Raw genomic sequence first — 16300 nt, forward strand, 5'->3', positions numbered from 1 at the left:
TGCTCATGACACGTAAGACAAGGTGGGCGGTCGCCGCGGGAACGGTGTTAATCCTGCTGACGGCCTGCTCGCCGGGCACGTCGGACTCGAACGCGCTGCATCTGGGCAAAGTGGACTTCACCACGCCGGCCGGGACGGCCTTGACCATTCCCCCGGACCAGCTGTTGGCCGCAACGGGCGGCGTGACGCCGGTGGCGTTCGGCAAGCCTGCGCACGGCAAGATGTCGTACGGCGCGAACGGTGCCATGATCTACACCCCCGACGCCGGCTTCACGGGGACCGATCAGCTGACTGTCACCGTCAGTCGCGCCGTCAAGCTCTACGCCGAGGATCAACTACCCCTGGCCACCATCGGCGGCGTCGCCATCAAGGCCAGTGCGCACGGGTCCGGGATCGCTGCGGTGCCGGGCAGCACCGATGAAATCTACGGCCTCACCGACCGCGGCCCCAATGTCGACGGGCGCACCCCCAACGAAAAGGTGATTCCGGTACCCGACTACAACCCGCAGATAGCCAAGCTCAAACTGGCCGACGGCGTGGCGACGGTGGAGCGGACCATCACGCTGCACGGGCCGGATGGCACTCCCTTGGTCGGGCTCGTCGACCCGCACGCGAATACGGGCGAGGCGCTGGTGGACCTCAACGGCGCCCCACTGCCGCCTTCCGATTACGGCGTTGACACCGAGGGCTTGGCCGCCACGCCCGACGGCACCTTCTGGGTGTCCGACGAATACGGCCCGTACATCATCCATTTCGACGCCAAAGGCAAAGAGCTGGAACGCCTTTCGCCGTTCGATGGGACGCTGCCCCGGGAATTGCCGCTACGCGCGCCCAATCAGGGGATGGAGGGGCTGACGATGACCCCTGACGGCAACACGTTGGTGGGGATCATGCAGTCGGCGATCCAGACGCCGGGCCTGCAAGGTGTCGCCAAGTCGGTACCGGTGACCCGCATCGTGACGATTAACCTCGTCGACCGCAACATCGTGCACGAGTATCTGTATCCGCTGGCCAATCCCCAGCAAACGAACGTCGCGGTTTCGGAGATCACCGCGCTAAGCGCGACCGAGTTCCTGATCGACGAGCGTGACAACAAGACCGCGCCCGACGGCGACAAGAAGATTTACCTGGCTGACATTGCCGGCGCCACCGACGTCGGCCCCCGTTCGACGGTGCCGGGGGCGTCCTATCAGCCCGACGCCGGTGGGCTGCTCGTCAACGGCGTCCCGCTCGAGACCCTGGTCGGTGTCGGTACCGACGCGGACGCCGTCGTCAGACTCAAGGCCGCCGGGATCACCGTTGCCGCCAAGACGCTCAAGCTCGATCTGGGGGCGTTGGTGCGTTCGCTGAATGCCAAGGGCGACTTCTTCGGGCACGACAAGATCGAAGGCGTCATCACGCCGGACGGCGGAAAGACGCTGATTGTCGCCAACGACAGCGATTTCGGGCTGGCCGGGCTGGCTTCCGCTGTTCCGCCCTTTCGGCTCAAGCCCAAGATGCTGCCCAACGGCGCACAGGACAGCGGCGAGATTCTGTCGGTAGACACGACCAAGTTGCCCGCCAAAACGGAACAGATGACGATACCGATCACGGTCGGCTGACCGCCTAGCCAGCGATCGGCGTCAGCCGGAAGACCCTGATCTCGCGGGGCGCGCAGCTCGCGCGGTAGCGCTCGTAGCCGGCGTAGAAGTCAGCCGCCGCGGCCCAGGCCGCGGCGCGGGCGGCGCCGGTGAGCAGCTCGGCCCGGTATTGCCTGGGTGGGCCCATGAACTCGACCGTGCATTCGGGGTGCGCCAGCAGGTTGGCACTCCAGGCCGGGTGGTTGGGGCGCCCGTAGTTGGACCCGATGGCCAGCAATCCGTTGGAGTCTTCGAGCAATGCCAGCGGCTGCGTGCGTGGCTGTCCGGACTTGGCGCCGGTCGTGGTGACGAGGCCGACCTTGTCGAATCCGGCCGAGCTCAGCCGGCCCCGTGTCAGAGGAATCACCACTTTGTCGATACGCGGGGCCAGGTGGAGTAGGAACTGATAGCCGATCGGAGTCATCATGAAGCGCTCGATGAGCGCCTCGTAGAGCCGCAGTCGCCGCCCGCGAACCGGGCTTTCCCGCCTAAGTGCCACGGGTCGACGGTACTCGATAGGTTGGACGGGCGGGTGATCCGCTGCCGGCCCGGCCGCCAAGGACAGTAGGTGACACATGACGAACGACTACCCCCAGATGGCCGCCACGCGCGGAAGAATCGAGCCCGCCCCGCGCCGGGTCCGCGGCTTTCTCGCCGATGAGCTCGTCTTCGACACCACCGCCGCGCGCTACGTGTGGGAGGTGCCGTACTACCCGCGGTACTACGTCCCGCTGTCCGCCGTGCGCACCGAGTTCCTGCGCGACGAAAACCATCCGCAGAAGCTGCAATTCGGCCCGTCGCGGCTGCACTCGTTGGTCGGTGCCGGCCAGGCCCATCCCGGCGCCGCACGCGTATTCGACGTCGACAGTGACAGTCCGGTCGCGGGCTTGGTGCGGTTCGAATGGGATCCGCTGCGGTGGTTCGAGGAGGACGAGCCGATCTACGGCCACCCGCGCAATCCGTATTCGCGGGTCGACGCGCTGCGGTCGCACCGCCATGTCCGGGTGGAACTCGACGGCGTCGTGCTCGCCAACACCAGATCCCCGGTGTTGCTCTTCGAGACCGGTTTACCCACAAGGTATTACATCGATCCAACCGACATCGCGTTCGAGCACCTCGAACCTAGCTCCACGCAGACGCTGTGCCCGTATAAGGGCACGACGTCGGGTTACTGGTCGGTGCGTGCAGGTGAGGCCGTGCACCGCGACCTCGCGTGGACGTATCACTATCCGCTACCAGCCGTCGCCGCGATCGCCGGTCTGGTGGCGTTCTATAACGAGGAGCTCGACATCATTGTCGACGGTGTCGCACTGCCTCGGCCGCGCACCCAGTTCAGCTACGCGGCGTCGCTTGACAACGGCCGGTGACCACCAGCTCGACGTCGCGTCGCGGGACGACGGCGATGCCGCGCGGTACCGACCGGGGCGGGTTTTTGCGCCGCTCGGCCTGCGGCATGGACAGCACCACGGTGCGCACCATCGTCCCGATCGCGATGGCCAGTTCATAGGTGGCAAATGCGGCTCCCAGACAACGGCGGTGGCCACCGCCGAATGGCAGGTATTCGAACGGGGCCGGGTTGTGATCGAGAAAGCGATCGGGATCGAACCGCTCCGGATCGGGCCAGACGCTAGCGCGGAAATGTATTGCGGGCACTGCGATTCCGACGACATCACCGGCTGAGAACTGGATACCGCCAATGGACCGCGGCTCGACCAGCTTGCGCAACACGATCGGTACCGCGGGATGCATCCGCAGTGTTTCCTTGATGATTGCCGACAGATAGGGCAGTTTCGGCATCTCATGCGGCGCCGGATCGGTGGACAGCTCGTCGGCCAGCCGGGCGCGCACGCCGGTGTCGCGGTAAATGTGGTAGAGCGCCCACGCCAGGACGGCGGCGGTGGTGTCATGGCCGGCGATCACCATGGTCCGCAACTGCTGCAGCAAGTCGTCCTCATCGAAATAAGCTTCCGTATCATCGGTTTCACACAACAGTTGGCTCAGGACGGCGTCGCGACCGGCGTACGGACACCGCCGGTCTTGCTCCATCTGGCCGAATAGCATGCTCTGGAATTGCGTTCGTAGGCGCACCAGTCGAGCCCAAGGGCCTAGGCCCGCAAAGTCTCTGCGCAGGGCCGGCAACAACATCAGTGGGGCGGTGTTGGCGTTCATCAGCTTCGTGACCACCTCGGCGTACTCGCCCGTGCGATCATGGCTCACCCCAAGCACCGTTTCGATGATGATCCGCAGTGTGATCGATTGCGCCGTGTGGTGCAGTGCCACCCGATCACCCGGACGCCAGGCAGCTATCTCGGCGAGCACCGCGGTCGCCATCGAGTCGGCCCGCTGGCGCAGGTGGGCTCCGTGAAAGGCGGGCGACAGCAAGCGCCGCTGGCAGCGGTGCTGCTCACCCGAGGTCAAGATGACCGAGTTGGGCCCGACGATCGGTTCGATGGGATTGGGCGTTGGCGCGCACAGGGCCTCCCGCGGCGTGGTCAGAATGCGCCGGGAGTCCTCCGCGGTCGTGAAGAAATGCACCGGGCCCAGGCCCGGGAAGATCACCACGAATGGCTCTCGCTGGTCGGCTCGCTGGCGGAAGTAGGTCTCGGGATTCAGCCCGACGCGAACCGAGCGCAGCCAGTCCTCAAATCGGTGGCTTCGCACCCCCGCCGAAGCCTCAGGTGCAGACCGCCTCCCCGCCGTCTGTAGAGGACTCATGACAACTAGTACGAACAGGCAAAGTAATTAGTTCAACAAAACATTTTGCGCGCATGTTGAATAACTTAGATAAGTAAAGTGATAACGTATCACATTAGTTTGCTGATAAGTCAGCAGACTCGATGCGGCGACGGGGCCGTTTCGAGTTCCTCCGCGATGCGCCTGGCAACGTGCTTGGACTGCTTGGCGACAAAACCCAGCAGCCCGGGACGCGACTGGAATCCGATGAACCGCAGGCCCGCGTCGGCGGGCGCCTCGCCGGCCGCCCTGGGCATCCCGCGCTCGTCGAGCACCCCGAGGTGCCCGACCAGGGGCTCCAGCCCGCGCAGATACCCGGTGGCACAGATGACCGCGTCGGGTGCAATCCGTCGCCCATCGACCAGCCAAGCGCAGTCACGGTCGAATCGCTCGACCGTGGGGACCACCTCGAACGAACCGTCGCGGATTGCCTGGATTACCTCCTTGTCGACGATTGCGGGTGCCCGGCCCAATCTGATCCCGCGCGTGAACACCCCCTCGGCGGGCACCGGTAATCCGAACGAGGAGAGGTCTCCGATGCTGACCCGGCGTCCCAACGCGGCCAACGCGTCGGCGAGCCAGATAGGCGCGTGAAATAGCGGCGTCGCGATGAGATCGGACGGCAGCCCGCCCGGCAACGAGCGCAGCATGATGTTCGGCACGGTGCGTACCGCAAGCCAGGCGGTGGCGGCTCCACCGGTAGCCACGTCGTGGACGATCTCCATCGCCGACGAGCCGGCTCCCACGACCAGCACGCGTTTACCTTGGTAGGGCCCGGGATCGCGATAGGCCGACGAATGCAGCACCTGACCGGTGAAGCGATCGACGCCCGGCCACACCGGAATTCGCGGTGTGTGTTCGTATCCGGTCGCGATCACCACTTGGCGACAGCCGATGTCGCCCGTCGTGGTGTGCAGCCACCAGCCGTCGTGGCCGCACGGTCCCGGGTCGATGCGGCGCACCTCGGTGTTGAGCCGCAATTCGATCCCGTCCTCGCGGGCGTGCCGGTCCAGGTGGTCGACGACCTGATCGCGTGTCGGAAAGACGGGTGTGCCTTTGGGATACGGCCGGTTGGGCAGGTGCGAGAACTGCTTGCAGGTATTGAGTTTCAGCCGGTTGTAGCATCCGCGCCAGGATGAGCCGACCGCATCGGCCCGGTCGATCAGCAGCGGACGCAAGCCGCGGTCCCGCAGGCTAAGTGCCATCGAGATCCCCGCCGGGCCGGCGCCGACAACGACGACCTGATACTTCGATGCCCCGTTCTCGACCAGCCTAAGCGCACCCGCTCGCTTGCCCGACAGGGAATTTCGTTGCATAGCTTCCTTCCTCACCCGTCGATGGGCGGCAACCGGCCTGGTTTGTAGCCGAACACCGCCGAGGTGGGACCGATGAGGTGGCGTACCTTGACTCGGGTGAAACCACCCGCCCGAAGCAAGTCCGCGCATGCGGTGGTGGAGGATTCGTAGCCTTCGCGCGATTCCAGCATGATGTTGAGGCTGGACAGCAGGCTTTGGTAGTTGTGGCGGCTTTGTCCGAGGCCGGGCCGGATCATCGCGTCGTAGACGATCACGGCCCCGCCCGCCGGGGCCGCGGCGTACGCCTTGGCGACCAGCTCTTGGCGAATCCGCCGGTTTCGCCCATGGAACACGTGGCCGAAGGAGATCACGTCGGCGCGTGGCAGCGGCACTTCAAGGAAGTCGCCCGCGACGAAGCTCAGTCTGTTTTCGAGTCCGAAGGACGTCACGTACTCCCTGAATATCGGCCCCACGACCGGGAAGTCGAATCCTGTGCCGCGTAAATGCCGGTGGCTCAGTGCGACTCGCACAGGAAGCGCTCCCTGGGCGCAACCGATGTCGGCGAACGTGCGGAAGCGCTGCCACGGAAACCGGGCCGCCAGCAGCATCGCCTCGCCGGTCGATATGCCCGTCATCCCGGTCAGAAAGGCCTTGAGCGCCAATGGGTCACGATACATCGTGGCGAAGAACTCGTTGTCCCCACGTTCTTCTTGGGCCCCGGGGCGGCCGGTCCGCAACAGGTCGTCCAGGCCGGACCAAAGGTCGTACAAACGCTTGCTTGACAGCTCCATCAGCCCGCCGGCATAGCTCGGCTTGGCACGATCGAGGAACACGGCGCTACGGATCGTGTTGGTATACCGCCCCGCTCGGTCACGCCGCAGCAGTCTGGCGGCGACCAACGCGTCGAACGCGGTACCCGCGGCACGCGGATGCCATCCCAGCGCGTCGGCCAATTCCTGCTCGAACCTGGGTCCGTTGGCCAGCTCGGTGAAAAGACCCGAGTCGACCGCCGAAAGGACAAGGCGCGAAGACCAAAACGACATCCCCATCTGCAGGATGTCCTGCGGGCCGCCGAACCGGCGCAACAGTGGGCCGAGGATCGGGTTCTGGAAGGCGCGCATCATGAGCCGCTCGCGCTGAATGTCGCGCCGGGGAGCGCCGATTCGGGCGGCGGGAGCTACGTCGAGCACCATCGCGTCACGGCCCCTCCCCTTGGCTTCCGACGTCGGGTACGTGTAATGACACGGTGGCGCGGGCCCGGTGGTTCACCGGGCGGCGATCTTCGCCGCACGCCGCGATCGCCGACCGGTTCGGCGTCGGCGAGGTCGACCTGCGAAACTGTTCAGATACGAACTCGCGCCATAGTGTGATATTTACCTCTTTCGGCACTGAATTATAAGAATTTCTTACCCAGCGGGCGCGGGGCATGCGTACCAGCCGTTAGCGGCGGTAGCTGAATCAACAGGCCAATATGTATCGATGAGTTTGCCCATGAACGACTCGCCGAATGGTGGATAAACACAGCCTGAGCGGAACCTAAGCCCCTAACGTGATGTAGGTAACAACGCCGAATTCGAATTCTTTTCGCCTGAAATTCGGCCGCTAGACTCGTGTCAACAAAGCGATGAGAGCGCCTTCTGGTGCTGAAATCCGGCCAATCCCGGGGCTATCGGGGTCGCACAGAGCCGCGCGACGCCTGCCGCCCGCGTGGAGGTTCGACGACACAGCAAAGGCGGTGGCCAGCGTGAGCCCGCAGCGAGATGTGAACGGCCGCAAGGCCGCCCGTGACGACCACGACGAGCAGGCCTTCGAGATCCGCACCGCACCGGTGGTCCAGATTCCGGTGCACAACGGTCCGATCAGCGGCATCGCCACCAGCTCCGACGGCGGCCGACTGATGGTCACCAACTACGGCCGCGACAGCGTGTCGGTCGTCGACACCGACACTTGCCGGGTCGTGGCGACCGTCGCCGACGTCGACGAACCCTTCGCGATCGCCGCGGGTCCCGCGGCAACCGACCGCGCCTATGTCAGCACCGTGTCGACGGCCTACGACGCGATCGATGTGATCGACCTGTCCACCAACGCGGTGATCGCGTCTCATCCGCTGGCGCTCAGCGTGAGCGACCTGGCGGTGAGCCCCGATGGAAAGTACGTGTACGCCAGCCGAAATGGCGTTCGAGCCGCCGACGTCGCGGTCCTTGACACCACGACCGGCCAGGTGCTCGACGTCGCAGAAACTTCCCGGGCTCCGGGCATCACCACGGAATGCGTGCGTGTCAGCCCCGACGGCGATCGCGTATACGTCGGCACCAACGGACCATCCGGCGGCCAGGTTGTCGTGATCGAAACCCGCGCGCCGTCCGGCCGTGACGGCCGCGCGCGTTGGCGCCGTAAGAAGGGCCCCGGTCGATCGGGGACGCCATGCGGGCGGACCGCCTTGAGCGTCGTCGACACCATCGAGATCGGTGCGGCGGTTCGCGACGTCGCGCTCAGCCCCGACGGTGCCGTGGCCTACGTCGCCAGTTGCGGTCCCGATCTCGGCGCACTGGTCGACGTCATCGACACCCGCACCAAGGAGGTCACCGCCACTTGCAAGGTCGGCGAGGTCGGCGGTCTGCTCACCGGCCTGACGCTCAGCGCCGACGGCGACCGCGCTTACCTGGTCAGCCACGACTGCATCACCGTGCTGTGCACGCTCACCCACGACGTCATCGGTACGGTCCGGGTCGCCAAGCGGCCGTCGTGCGTGGTGGAAAGCCCGGACGGGCAATACCTGTACGTCGCCGACTACTCCGGCACGGTCACCGTGGCGCCGGTCGCCTCGACCATGGCGCCGGGGATCGAGTGGACCGTGCCTGAGCTGCCGCGGCGCGAGGCGGCACTGGTTTAGCTCGGGGGAGAAGTTTCTTACGGCACCGCGCGGCGATAGCATTCGCCCCACCGGCCCTTGAGGCGGTGCTGCGCCGAGATCCGTAAGGCGGTACATCGATGTACGGCACGATGCAGGACTTCCCGTTGACGATCACCGCCATCATGCGTCACGGCGTCGGTGTTCATGGGGCACGCACGGTCACCACCGCGACCGGTGACGGCTACCGCCATTGCAGCTACCGCGAAGTGGGTCAACAGGCGGCCCGGCTGGCAAACGCGTTGCGCCGCCTGGGCATTACCGGCGATGACCGCGTCGCAACGTTCATGTGGAACAACGCCGAACACCTGGCGGCCTACCTCGCGGTGCCGGCGATGGGCGCCGTGCTACACACCCTCAACATCCGGCTGTTCCCGGAGCAGATCGCCTACGTCGCCAACGAGGCCGAAGACCGCGTGGTCCTGGTCGACCTGTCGCTGGCCAAGCTGCTCGCCCCGGTCCTGCACAAGCTCGAGACCGTGCACACCGTGATCGCCGTCGGCGATCAAGACATGGCGCCGCTGCGGGAGTCGGGCAAGACGGTGCTGCGCTACGCCGAATTGATTGACGCCGAATCCCCCGACTTCGACTGGCCGCGGATCGACGAGAACTGCGCGGCCGCGATGTGTTACACCAGCGGCACCACCGGCAATCCCAAAGGCGTGGTCTACAGCCATCGTTCGAGCTTCTTGCACACGATGGCGGCCTGCACCGCCAACGGCGTCGGCATCGGGGCCAGCGATCGCGTGCTGCCGATCGTGCCGATGTTTCACGCCAACGCGTGGGGGCTGCCGTATGCGGCGTTGATGGCGGGTGCCGACCTGCTGTTGCCCGACTGCTACCTCGACCCCCGATCGCTGATCGACATGGTCGAAAGGCTGCGGCCGACGGTGGCGGGCGCGGTGCCGACGATCTGGAACGACGTCCTGCACCAACTCGAGAACGATCCCGACCACGACATGTCGTCGCTGCGTCTCGTGGTGTGCGGTGGCTCGGCCGTTCCGGTATCGCTGATGCGCGCCTTCGAGGAAAAGCACAGCGTCCAGATCCGGCAGCTGTGGGGCATGACGGAAACGTCGCCGATGGCCACGATGGCCTGGCCGCCGCCGGGCACCTCGGAGGACCAGCATTGGGCATTCCGCGCGACCCAAGGACAACCGGTGTGCGGGGTGGAGATGCGGATCGTCGACGACGACGGCCAGGTCCTGCCCAACGACGGCGATGCCGTGGGCGAGGTGGAGGTACGCGGCCCGTGGATTGCCGGCTCGTACTACCTGGGGCGTGACGAGTCCAAGTTCGACTCCGGTTGGTTGCGCACCGGCGACGTGGGTCGCATCGACGCCCGCGGCTTTGTCACCCTGACCGACCGGGCCAAGGACGTCATCAAGTCAGGGGGGGAATGGATCTCCTCGGTCGCCTTGGAGAACTGCCTGATCGCGCACCCCCACGTGCTCGAGGCCGCGGTCGTCGGGGTTCCCGACGAGCGCTGGCAGGAACGACCGCTCGCTGTCGTCGTCGTCAGGCAAGGCGCTCCGGTCAGCGCCGAGCAGCTGCGAACGTTCCTCGCGGACAGGGTCGCTCGGTGGTGGTTGCCCGAGCGGTGGACATTCGTGGACGAGATTCCGCGCACCAGTGTGGGCAAGTACGACAAGAAGGCCATCCGGTCGCGCTACGCCGAGCACGGCTACTGGGTGGTGGAGGCGCGCGATTGAGCGCGAGCAGACGCAGAATCGCATAGTTTCGCCCCGAAACATGCGATTCTGCGTCTGCTCGCGTAGGAAGGTGAGGACATGTTGCGGGTCGTTCAGTGGGCAACGGGGTCGGTCGGTGTGGCCGCGATCAAGGGTGTGCTCGAGCATCCCGACCTCGAACTCGTCGGCTGCTGGGTGCATTCCGAGGCGAAGAGCGGCAAGGACGTCGGCGAGATCATCGGCACCGCGCCGCTGGGCGTGGTCGCGACCAACAACATCGACGATGTGCTGGCGATCGATGCCGATGCGGTGATCTACGCCCCGTTGCTGCCCAGCGTCGAGGAGGTCGCCGCGCTGCTTTCGTCCGGCAAGAACGTCGTCACCCCGCTCGGCTGGTTCTACCCGAGCGAAAAGGAGGCCGCCCCGCTGGAGGTCGCCGCCCAGGCCGGAAACGCGACGCTGCACGGCGCGGGCATCGGCCCCGGCGCCGCCACCGAGCTGTTCCCGCTGCTGCTGTCGGTGATGTCGACGGGCGTGACTTTCGTTCGTTCCGAAGAGTTTTCGGACCTGCGCACGTATGGAGCGCCGGACGTGCTGCGCTATGTGATGGGCTTCGGTGGCACACCGGATGGGGCGTTGACCGGGCCGATGCAAAAACTGCTGGATGGCGGATTCAGCCAGTCCGTCCGGTTGTGTGTCGACCGGTTGGGCTTCGCCGCCGATCCGGAGGTCCGCACATCGCAGGAAGTGGCCGTCGCGACCGCGCCGATCGACTCGCCGATCGGGATGATCGAGCCCGGGCAGGTCGCCGGGCGCCGCTTCACCTGGGAGGCGCTGGTGCGCGACACCGTGGTCGTCCAGATCACCGTGAACTGGCTAATGGGATCGGAAAACCTTGATCCGCCTTGGTCTTTCGGGCCGGCAGGGGAACGCTACGAAATCGAGGTACGCGGAAACCCGGACACCTTCGTGACCGTCAAGGGATGGCAGCCGGAGAGCGTGGCGGCGGGGTTGACGAGCAACCCCGGTATCGTCGCGACCGCAGCGCACTGCGTCAATGCGATACCCGCCACCTGCGCCGCCCCGGCGGGCATCCAAAGCTTCTTCGATCTGCCGCTGATCACCGGCCGGGCCGCTCCCGGGCTGGCGCGCTAGGAGGAATCACATGGCGAGGTCTGTCGTTGTTGAGCAATCGCGAGCAATACCCGTCACCGTCGAGGCTGCGTTCGGCGGCACGCTGCCGATATCGCTGCCGTTGATTTGTTCGCACTGGTACGGGCCGATCCCGCCGATCAAGGAGGTGCGTGATCAAACCGGTGCCTGGGATGCGGCGGGCCAGACCCGCGTCGTGATGATGGTCGGCGGCGGCAGCGTGCGCGAGGAGCTGACCAGCGTTGATCCCCCGCGGTCGTTCGGCTACACGCTTTCCGGCATCACGGGTCCGTTGGCGCCACTGGTCAGCTCGGTCGACGGCAGGTGGAGCTTCGCGCCCGCGGGCACCGGAACCACGGTGACCTGGCAATGGCGGATCCACGCGAGGTCGGCCGCTGCCGCGCCGGTGCTGCCGCTGTTTGCCAGGATGTGGAAGGGCTACGCACGTCGCGTGCTCGAGGAACTGTCCGCCCAGTTGGTGCGCTGAGACTGCGATCTCATGTGTCGACTCTTCGGCCCGCACGCCGGGGCGGACGCGTGCACCGCCACGTTCTGGTTGCTGGACGCCCCGGACAGCCTGGCCGAGCGGAGCAGGCGGAACCCGGACGGCACGGGCCTGGGTGTCTTCGGCGAGGACGGCCGGCCCGAGCTGCACAAGGAGCCGATCGCGGCCTGGCAACACGTCGAATTCGCCACCGCAGCGCACCAGCTGACCGGGACCACCTTCGTCGCGCACGTGCGCTATGCGACGACGGGATCGCTCGACGTCCACAACACCCATCCGTTCCTGCGGGACGGCCGGATGTTCGCGCACAACGGGGTGCTCGAGGGTCCCGACGCCATCGACGAACGGCTGCGCGAGGTCGGCGCCGACGATCTGGCATCGGGCCAAACCGATTCCGAGCGGACATTCGCCCTGATCACCGCCTCGATCCGCGGCCGTGAGGGCGACGAATTGGCCGGTCTGGTCGACGCCCTGCGATGGCTCGCTTCGAACGTCCCGATCTATGCGGTCAACGTGCTGCTGAGCACGGCCACCGATATATGGGCACTGCGTTACCCCGAGCCACACAAGCTCTATGTCCACGACCGACGCTTGGACGGGCTGCCCGAGTTCGATCTGCGCACCAAACGAATCCGCGCGTGGTCCGAGCATCTGCGCGCGCGGCCGTCGGTGTTCGCCACCGAACCCATGGACGACGACCCGCGCTGGAGTTTGCTCACCCCGGGTGAGCTGGTCCACGTGGACGCCGCGCTGCGGGTCACGCGCAAGCTGGTGTTGCCCGACGAGCCCCGCTACGCGATCCGGCGGGCCGATCTGAGTGCGCCGGTCGAGCTGGCTCAGCACAGCAGCGGGCGGACATGACCAGTAGGCGCGCGCTGGTGTTGGCCGGCGGGGGCCTGGCGGGAATCGCCTGGGAGACAGGCGTTCTGTGCGGCATCGCCGACGAGTCGCCCGCGGCTGCCCGGCTGCTGCTGGATTCGGATGTGCTGGTCGGGACGTCGGCCGGGGCCGCGGTCGCCGCGGCGATCAGCGGCGGTCGCCCGCTCGACGAGTTGTTCGCCCGGCAAGTCGCCGAGACGTCGGCCGAGATCGATCCCGGCGTCGACATCGATGCCGTCACCGAACTCTTCCTGGCCGCGTTGGGCGATTCGCGCACCTCGCACCGGGAGCAACGGGAGCGTATGAAACGCATCGGGGCGGTGGCGCTGGCGACGCAAACCGTTGCCGAACCCGTCCGTCGCGCGGTCATCGCGCAGCGCCTGCCGTCGCACCGCTGGCCGGACCGGGTGCTGCGGGTCACGGCGATCGACGTCGCCACCGGCGAACTGGTCGTCTTCGACCGAGATTCAGGTGTTGATCTGGTCGACGCGGTGGCGGCCAGTTGCGCAGTGCCGGGGGCGTGGCCGCCGGCGACGATCGCCGGTCGACGCTACATGGACGGCGGCGTGGGTAGCTCGATCAACCTCGGCGCCGCCGACGACTGCGAGGTGGCGGTGGTGTTCGTGCCCGCCGGCGCGGACGCGCCGTCGCCGTTCGGGGCCGGGCCGGCCGCCGAGATCGCGGCGTTTCGCGGAACGGCGTTCGCCGTGTTCGCCGACGGCGATTCGTTGGCGGCCTTCGGGCCCAACCCGCTGGATCCGCGCTGCCGCATCGGCTCGGCGCGGGCCGGGCGTGAGCAGGGCCGCCGGGAAGCCAAGGTCATCACGCGCGCGCTGGGGATCTGATCAGCCGTCGATCGCGGGCGGGGCCGGCTTCTCCGCTTCGATTTCGAGCGCGTCCAGGGCACGGGTGGCCAGGGCGCGGCCGACGGCGATGACTTCCACCGCCCGGTGGAACTCCAGGCTTCGGCATGTCGAGCGCGGCACCTCGATCAGCAAGTCGGCCGGATAGGCCGCCAGCGTGTGGCGCGCCAGCGCGGATTGGGCGATGTCGATCGTTCGATTCATCACCTCGAAGCTGCCCATCTTGGGGACTTCCGGAGCGGCGGACGTTTCCGCGGGGTCGTCGCGGGTCGTCGGGCTCGGGTCGACGTCGCTGTCTTCCGACCAGGTATCCGGGGCCGCCGCGCCGAACCGACTGAGCACCGCCCGCGCCGTCGGCCGGTCGAGCAGCGACCGGGCGGCGGTGGCGTCGAACAGCGCGGAGGTGCTGCGCACCATGCGGTTCAACCACTCCGCGGTGACTCCCGGCTCCGCATCGCGAGGGGGCCCGGCGTCACTGCCGTTAAGGCTCACCGCGATGGTCAGGTCGGCGTTGACCCCGGCGATCGGTGCCATCGGCAGCGGGTCCAGGATTCCGCCATCGGCGAGCAGTCGGCCGTCGACTTCGTGCGGGGCGATCACTCCAGGTATCGCAATGGACGCCCGGATCGCCTCGTCGAGCGGCCCGCGCTGGAACCACACCGACTTGCCGGTCAATAGGTCGGTCGCCACCGCGGTGAACGGGATGGGCAGTCGCTCGATGCAGACGGGGCCGACGATGTCGCGCACCGCGTCCAGAATCTTCTCGGCCCGCAGCACTCCGGCCGCGGTGATCGACGGGTCGAGCAGTCGCAGTATGGTGCGCTGTGTCAACGACTTCGCCCAGTCCGCGAGCTCGGTGAGTCGTCCGGCCGCTTGCACGCCGCCGACCACCGCTCCCATCGACGAACCCGCGATCCCGACGATGTCGTAACCCCGTTCGCGCAGCGTCTCGATCACTCCGATGTGGGCGTACCCGCGGGCGCCGCCGCTGCCGAGCGCCAACGCGACGCGAGGCGTCGACGACCCGCGTGAGCGCACGGCTGCCGGCATGGGCATGCCTTCATTCTGCGTGGCGGGACGTCCCTGGACCGAACCGGCCGGCATTTTCTTGCACCCCAGATCGCAATTGCACGAGGCTGCTCAGCGGCGCTACCCGCATTCGGCGTTGGCGGCGGCCCGCGCGGCGGTGATCACGGCCGCCTGCCTGGCTGGGGTTAGATCTGCCCACCGGACATTCCAGCTACCGGCGGCGCCGGATTTCGATGCCTGAACCATCGCCAGGTAGGGCTCGACCAACGACTTTGGGGTCCCTTCGGGCCGGACTTGGGCCTCCATCCAGATCTTTGCGGCGTGGCAGGCCTGGAAATACTCCTCTTCGGTCGACTCCGCGGGCACGTCGACCCTGGTCGTTACCCCGGTGGGGGAGATGCCAACGGCCCCCGCCGGCAGCGAACTGGAAACGTTCGATGACGGCACCGACGAGGATGAATCCGTGCCGCTGACGCCGCTATGCGAGCAGCCGGTGACGGCCGACAAGCATGCCGCTGCTGCGACCATCCCCCATTGCAGGGTGTCAGGACGGCTCCAGCGCACAGCGTCAATCTATGCGACACTGTCGGGCGTGATGGAGCGCTTCGGATTTTGCGAGTGTTGCCGGCCCTAACCCGCCGCCTGCCCGATCCGTTCCACCCCTGGAGTTCTCTCATGGCTCTGCCTCTTGTCACGCCCACCATCGCAGCCCCTGCTGCTGGGCCCACGCGGCTGCGGGTGCCCGACCTGCTACACGCCACCGACCAAGCCGCCGACGAGGTGCTCAGCGGGCGCCGCGACCACCTGCTGCCCGAGGGCGGGCTCCCGACGACCGAGCGTTGGTTCACCCGCATCCATGGTGACGACGAACTGGACGTCTGGCTGATCAGCTGGGTTCCCGGCCACGCCACCGAATTGCACGACCACGGCGGATCGCTCGGTGCGCTGACCGTGCTGTCCGGGTCGCTCAACGAATTCCGTTGGGACGGCCGGCGGCTGCGGCGCCGCCGGCTCGATGCCGGCGATCAGGCCGGGTTCCCGCTGGGCTGGGTGCACGACGTGGTGTGGGCGCCCCGGCCCGCCGTGATCGCCGGACCCGTGGAACCGACCCTGAGCGTGCACGCCTATTCCCCGCCGCTGACCGCGATGTCGTACTACGAGGTCACCGAGCGCAACAGGCTGCGCCGCCGGCGCACCGAATTGACCGACCAACCCGAGGGCCCGTGATGAGCCGCATCGACGGGGTGCTGGACGCCGCCCGAGGCCGCTACCGCCGCCTTCTCGCCCGCCAGGTGCCCGAGGCGCTGCGGCGCGGCGCGGTGCTTGTCGACATCCGGCCCGCGGCCCAACGCGCCCGCGAAGGCGAGGTGCCGGGTGCGCTGGTGATCGAACGCAACGTGCTGGAATGGCGCTGCGACCCGACCAGCGACGCGCGGCTGCCGCAGGCCGTCGGCGACGACGTCGAGTGGGTGATCGTGTGCTCGCAGGGCTACACCTCCAGCCTGGCCGCGGCCGCGCTGCTGGACCTGGGTCTGCATCGCGCGACCGATGTTGTCGGCGGCTACCACGCGCTGGCCGCGGCGGGCGTGCTGGCCGAGCTGAGCCGGTAGTCTCGCTCGGCGT

The 16300-nt window shown here is 67.2% G+C and carries 16 protein-coding genes; 10 read left to right on the plus strand and 6 right to left on the minus strand.

What is annotated here, in order from left to right; genetic code table 11:
* The first annotated feature begins 5 nt into the window (after positions 1-5).
* Positions 6-1601, plus strand: a complete 1596-nt coding sequence (locus tag G6N24_RS02975; RefSeq protein ID WP_085161754.1) for an esterase-like activity of phytase family protein — start codon at positions 6-8, stop codon at positions 1599-1601.
* Between the two features lie 4 nt (positions 1602-1605).
* Here G6N24_RS02975 and G6N24_RS02980 read toward each other — a convergent pair whose 3' ends face one another.
* The gene (locus tag G6N24_RS02980) at positions 1606-2118 is read right to left on the minus strand and encodes a nitroreductase family deazaflavin-dependent oxidoreductase (protein WP_232070677.1); all 513 of its coding nucleotides are present in this window, start codon (positions 2116-2118) and stop codon (positions 1606-1608) included.
* Between the two features lie 76 nt (positions 2119-2194).
* Here G6N24_RS02980 and G6N24_RS02985 point away from each other — a divergent pair, with 76 nt between their 5' ends.
* Positions 2195-2986 (plus strand): DUF427 domain-containing protein, encoded by a 792-nt coding sequence (locus G6N24_RS02985; RefSeq protein WP_085161741.1) that lies wholly within the window; start codon positions 2195-2197, stop codon positions 2984-2986.
* On the opposite strand, the gene G6N24_RS02990 is transcribed toward G6N24_RS02985, so the two are convergent.
* The 3 genes from G6N24_RS02990 to G6N24_RS03000 form a co-directional block, all read right to left on the minus strand.
* Positions 2952-4280, minus strand: coding sequence for a cytochrome P450 (locus G6N24_RS02990; RefSeq protein ID WP_232070678.1), 1329 nt, complete (start codon positions 4278-4280; stop codon positions 2952-2954). The two genes, G6N24_RS02985 and G6N24_RS02990, sit on opposite strands and share 35 nt — an antisense overlap.
* A gap of 164 nt (positions 4281-4444) precedes the next feature.
* Entirely contained in the window at positions 4445-5557 is a 1113-nt protein-coding gene (locus tag G6N24_RS02995; protein WP_232070857.1) for a flavin-containing monooxygenase, read from the minus strand.
* A gap of 122 nt (positions 5558-5679) precedes the next feature.
* A complete protein-coding gene (locus G6N24_RS03000) occupies positions 5680-6840 on the minus strand; it encodes a methyltransferase (protein WP_085161744.1) in 1161 nt (386 codons plus the stop codon).
* 551 nt (positions 6841-7391) lie between these two features.
* Here G6N24_RS03000 and G6N24_RS03005 point away from each other — a divergent pair.
* The 6 genes from G6N24_RS03005 to G6N24_RS03030 all read left to right on the plus strand — a co-directional run bounded on the left by G6N24_RS03005 (position 7392) and on the right by G6N24_RS03030 (position 13630).
* The gene (locus tag G6N24_RS03005; protein ID WP_085161756.1) at positions 7392-8540 is read left to right on the plus strand and encodes a YncE family protein; all 1149 of its coding nucleotides are present in this window, start codon (positions 7392-7394) and stop codon (positions 8538-8540) included.
* Between the two features lie 98 nt (positions 8541-8638).
* Positions 8639-10270, plus strand: coding sequence for a long-chain fatty acid--CoA ligase (locus G6N24_RS03010; RefSeq protein WP_085161745.1), 1632 nt, complete (start codon positions 8639-8641; stop codon positions 10268-10270).
* Between the two features lie 78 nt (positions 10271-10348).
* Entirely contained in the window at positions 10349-11404 is a 1056-nt protein-coding gene (locus G6N24_RS03015) for an NAD(P)H-dependent amine dehydrogenase family protein (RefSeq protein ID WP_085161746.1), read from the plus strand.
* A 10-nt stretch (positions 11405-11414) separates the two neighbouring features.
* Positions 11415-11888, plus strand: a complete 474-nt coding sequence (locus G6N24_RS03020; protein WP_085161747.1) for an SRPBCC family protein — start codon at positions 11415-11417, stop codon at positions 11886-11888.
* Positions 11889-11900: 12 nt separating this feature from the next.
* A complete protein-coding gene (locus G6N24_RS03025; RefSeq protein WP_085161748.1) occupies positions 11901-12767 on the plus strand; it encodes a class II glutamine amidotransferase in 867 nt (288 codons plus the stop codon).
* Complete coding sequence (locus G6N24_RS03030) at positions 12764-13630, plus strand: patatin-like phospholipase family protein (RefSeq protein WP_085161749.1); 867 nt, start codon at positions 12764-12766, stop codon at positions 13628-13630. Before G6N24_RS03025 ends, G6N24_RS03030 begins: the two co-directional genes overlap by 4 nt.
* Here G6N24_RS03030 and G6N24_RS03035 read toward each other — a convergent pair whose 3' ends face one another.
* On the minus strand, positions 13631-14704 hold the full coding sequence (locus tag G6N24_RS03035) for a patatin-like phospholipase family protein (protein WP_085161757.1): 1074 nt from the start codon (positions 14702-14704) through the stop codon (positions 13631-13633).
* Between the two features lie 93 nt (positions 14705-14797).
* Positions 14798-15241, minus strand: a complete 444-nt coding sequence (locus G6N24_RS03040) for a lipoprotein LpqV (RefSeq protein WP_372514526.1) — start codon at positions 15239-15241, stop codon at positions 14798-14800.
* A gap of 111 nt (positions 15242-15352) precedes the next feature.
* On the opposite strand from G6N24_RS03040, the gene G6N24_RS03045 reads away from it, so the two are divergent.
* Together G6N24_RS03045 and G6N24_RS03050 are read left to right on the plus strand one after the other, a co-directional pair.
* The gene (locus G6N24_RS03045) at positions 15353-15904 is read left to right on the plus strand and encodes a cysteine dioxygenase (protein WP_085161750.1); all 552 of its coding nucleotides are present in this window, start codon (positions 15353-15355) and stop codon (positions 15902-15904) included.
* The gene (locus G6N24_RS03050; protein ID WP_085161751.1) at positions 15904-16287 is read left to right on the plus strand and encodes a rhodanese-like domain-containing protein; all 384 of its coding nucleotides are present in this window, start codon (positions 15904-15906) and stop codon (positions 16285-16287) included. The genes G6N24_RS03045 and G6N24_RS03050 overlap by 1 nt, the downstream gene beginning before the upstream one ends.
* Positions 16288-16300: the final 13 nt, after the last annotated feature.

This window comes from Mycobacterium lacus (genome assembly GCF_010731535.1).
GTDB classification, from domain to species: Bacteria; Actinomycetota; Actinomycetes; order Mycobacteriales; family Mycobacteriaceae; genus Mycobacterium; species Mycobacterium lacus.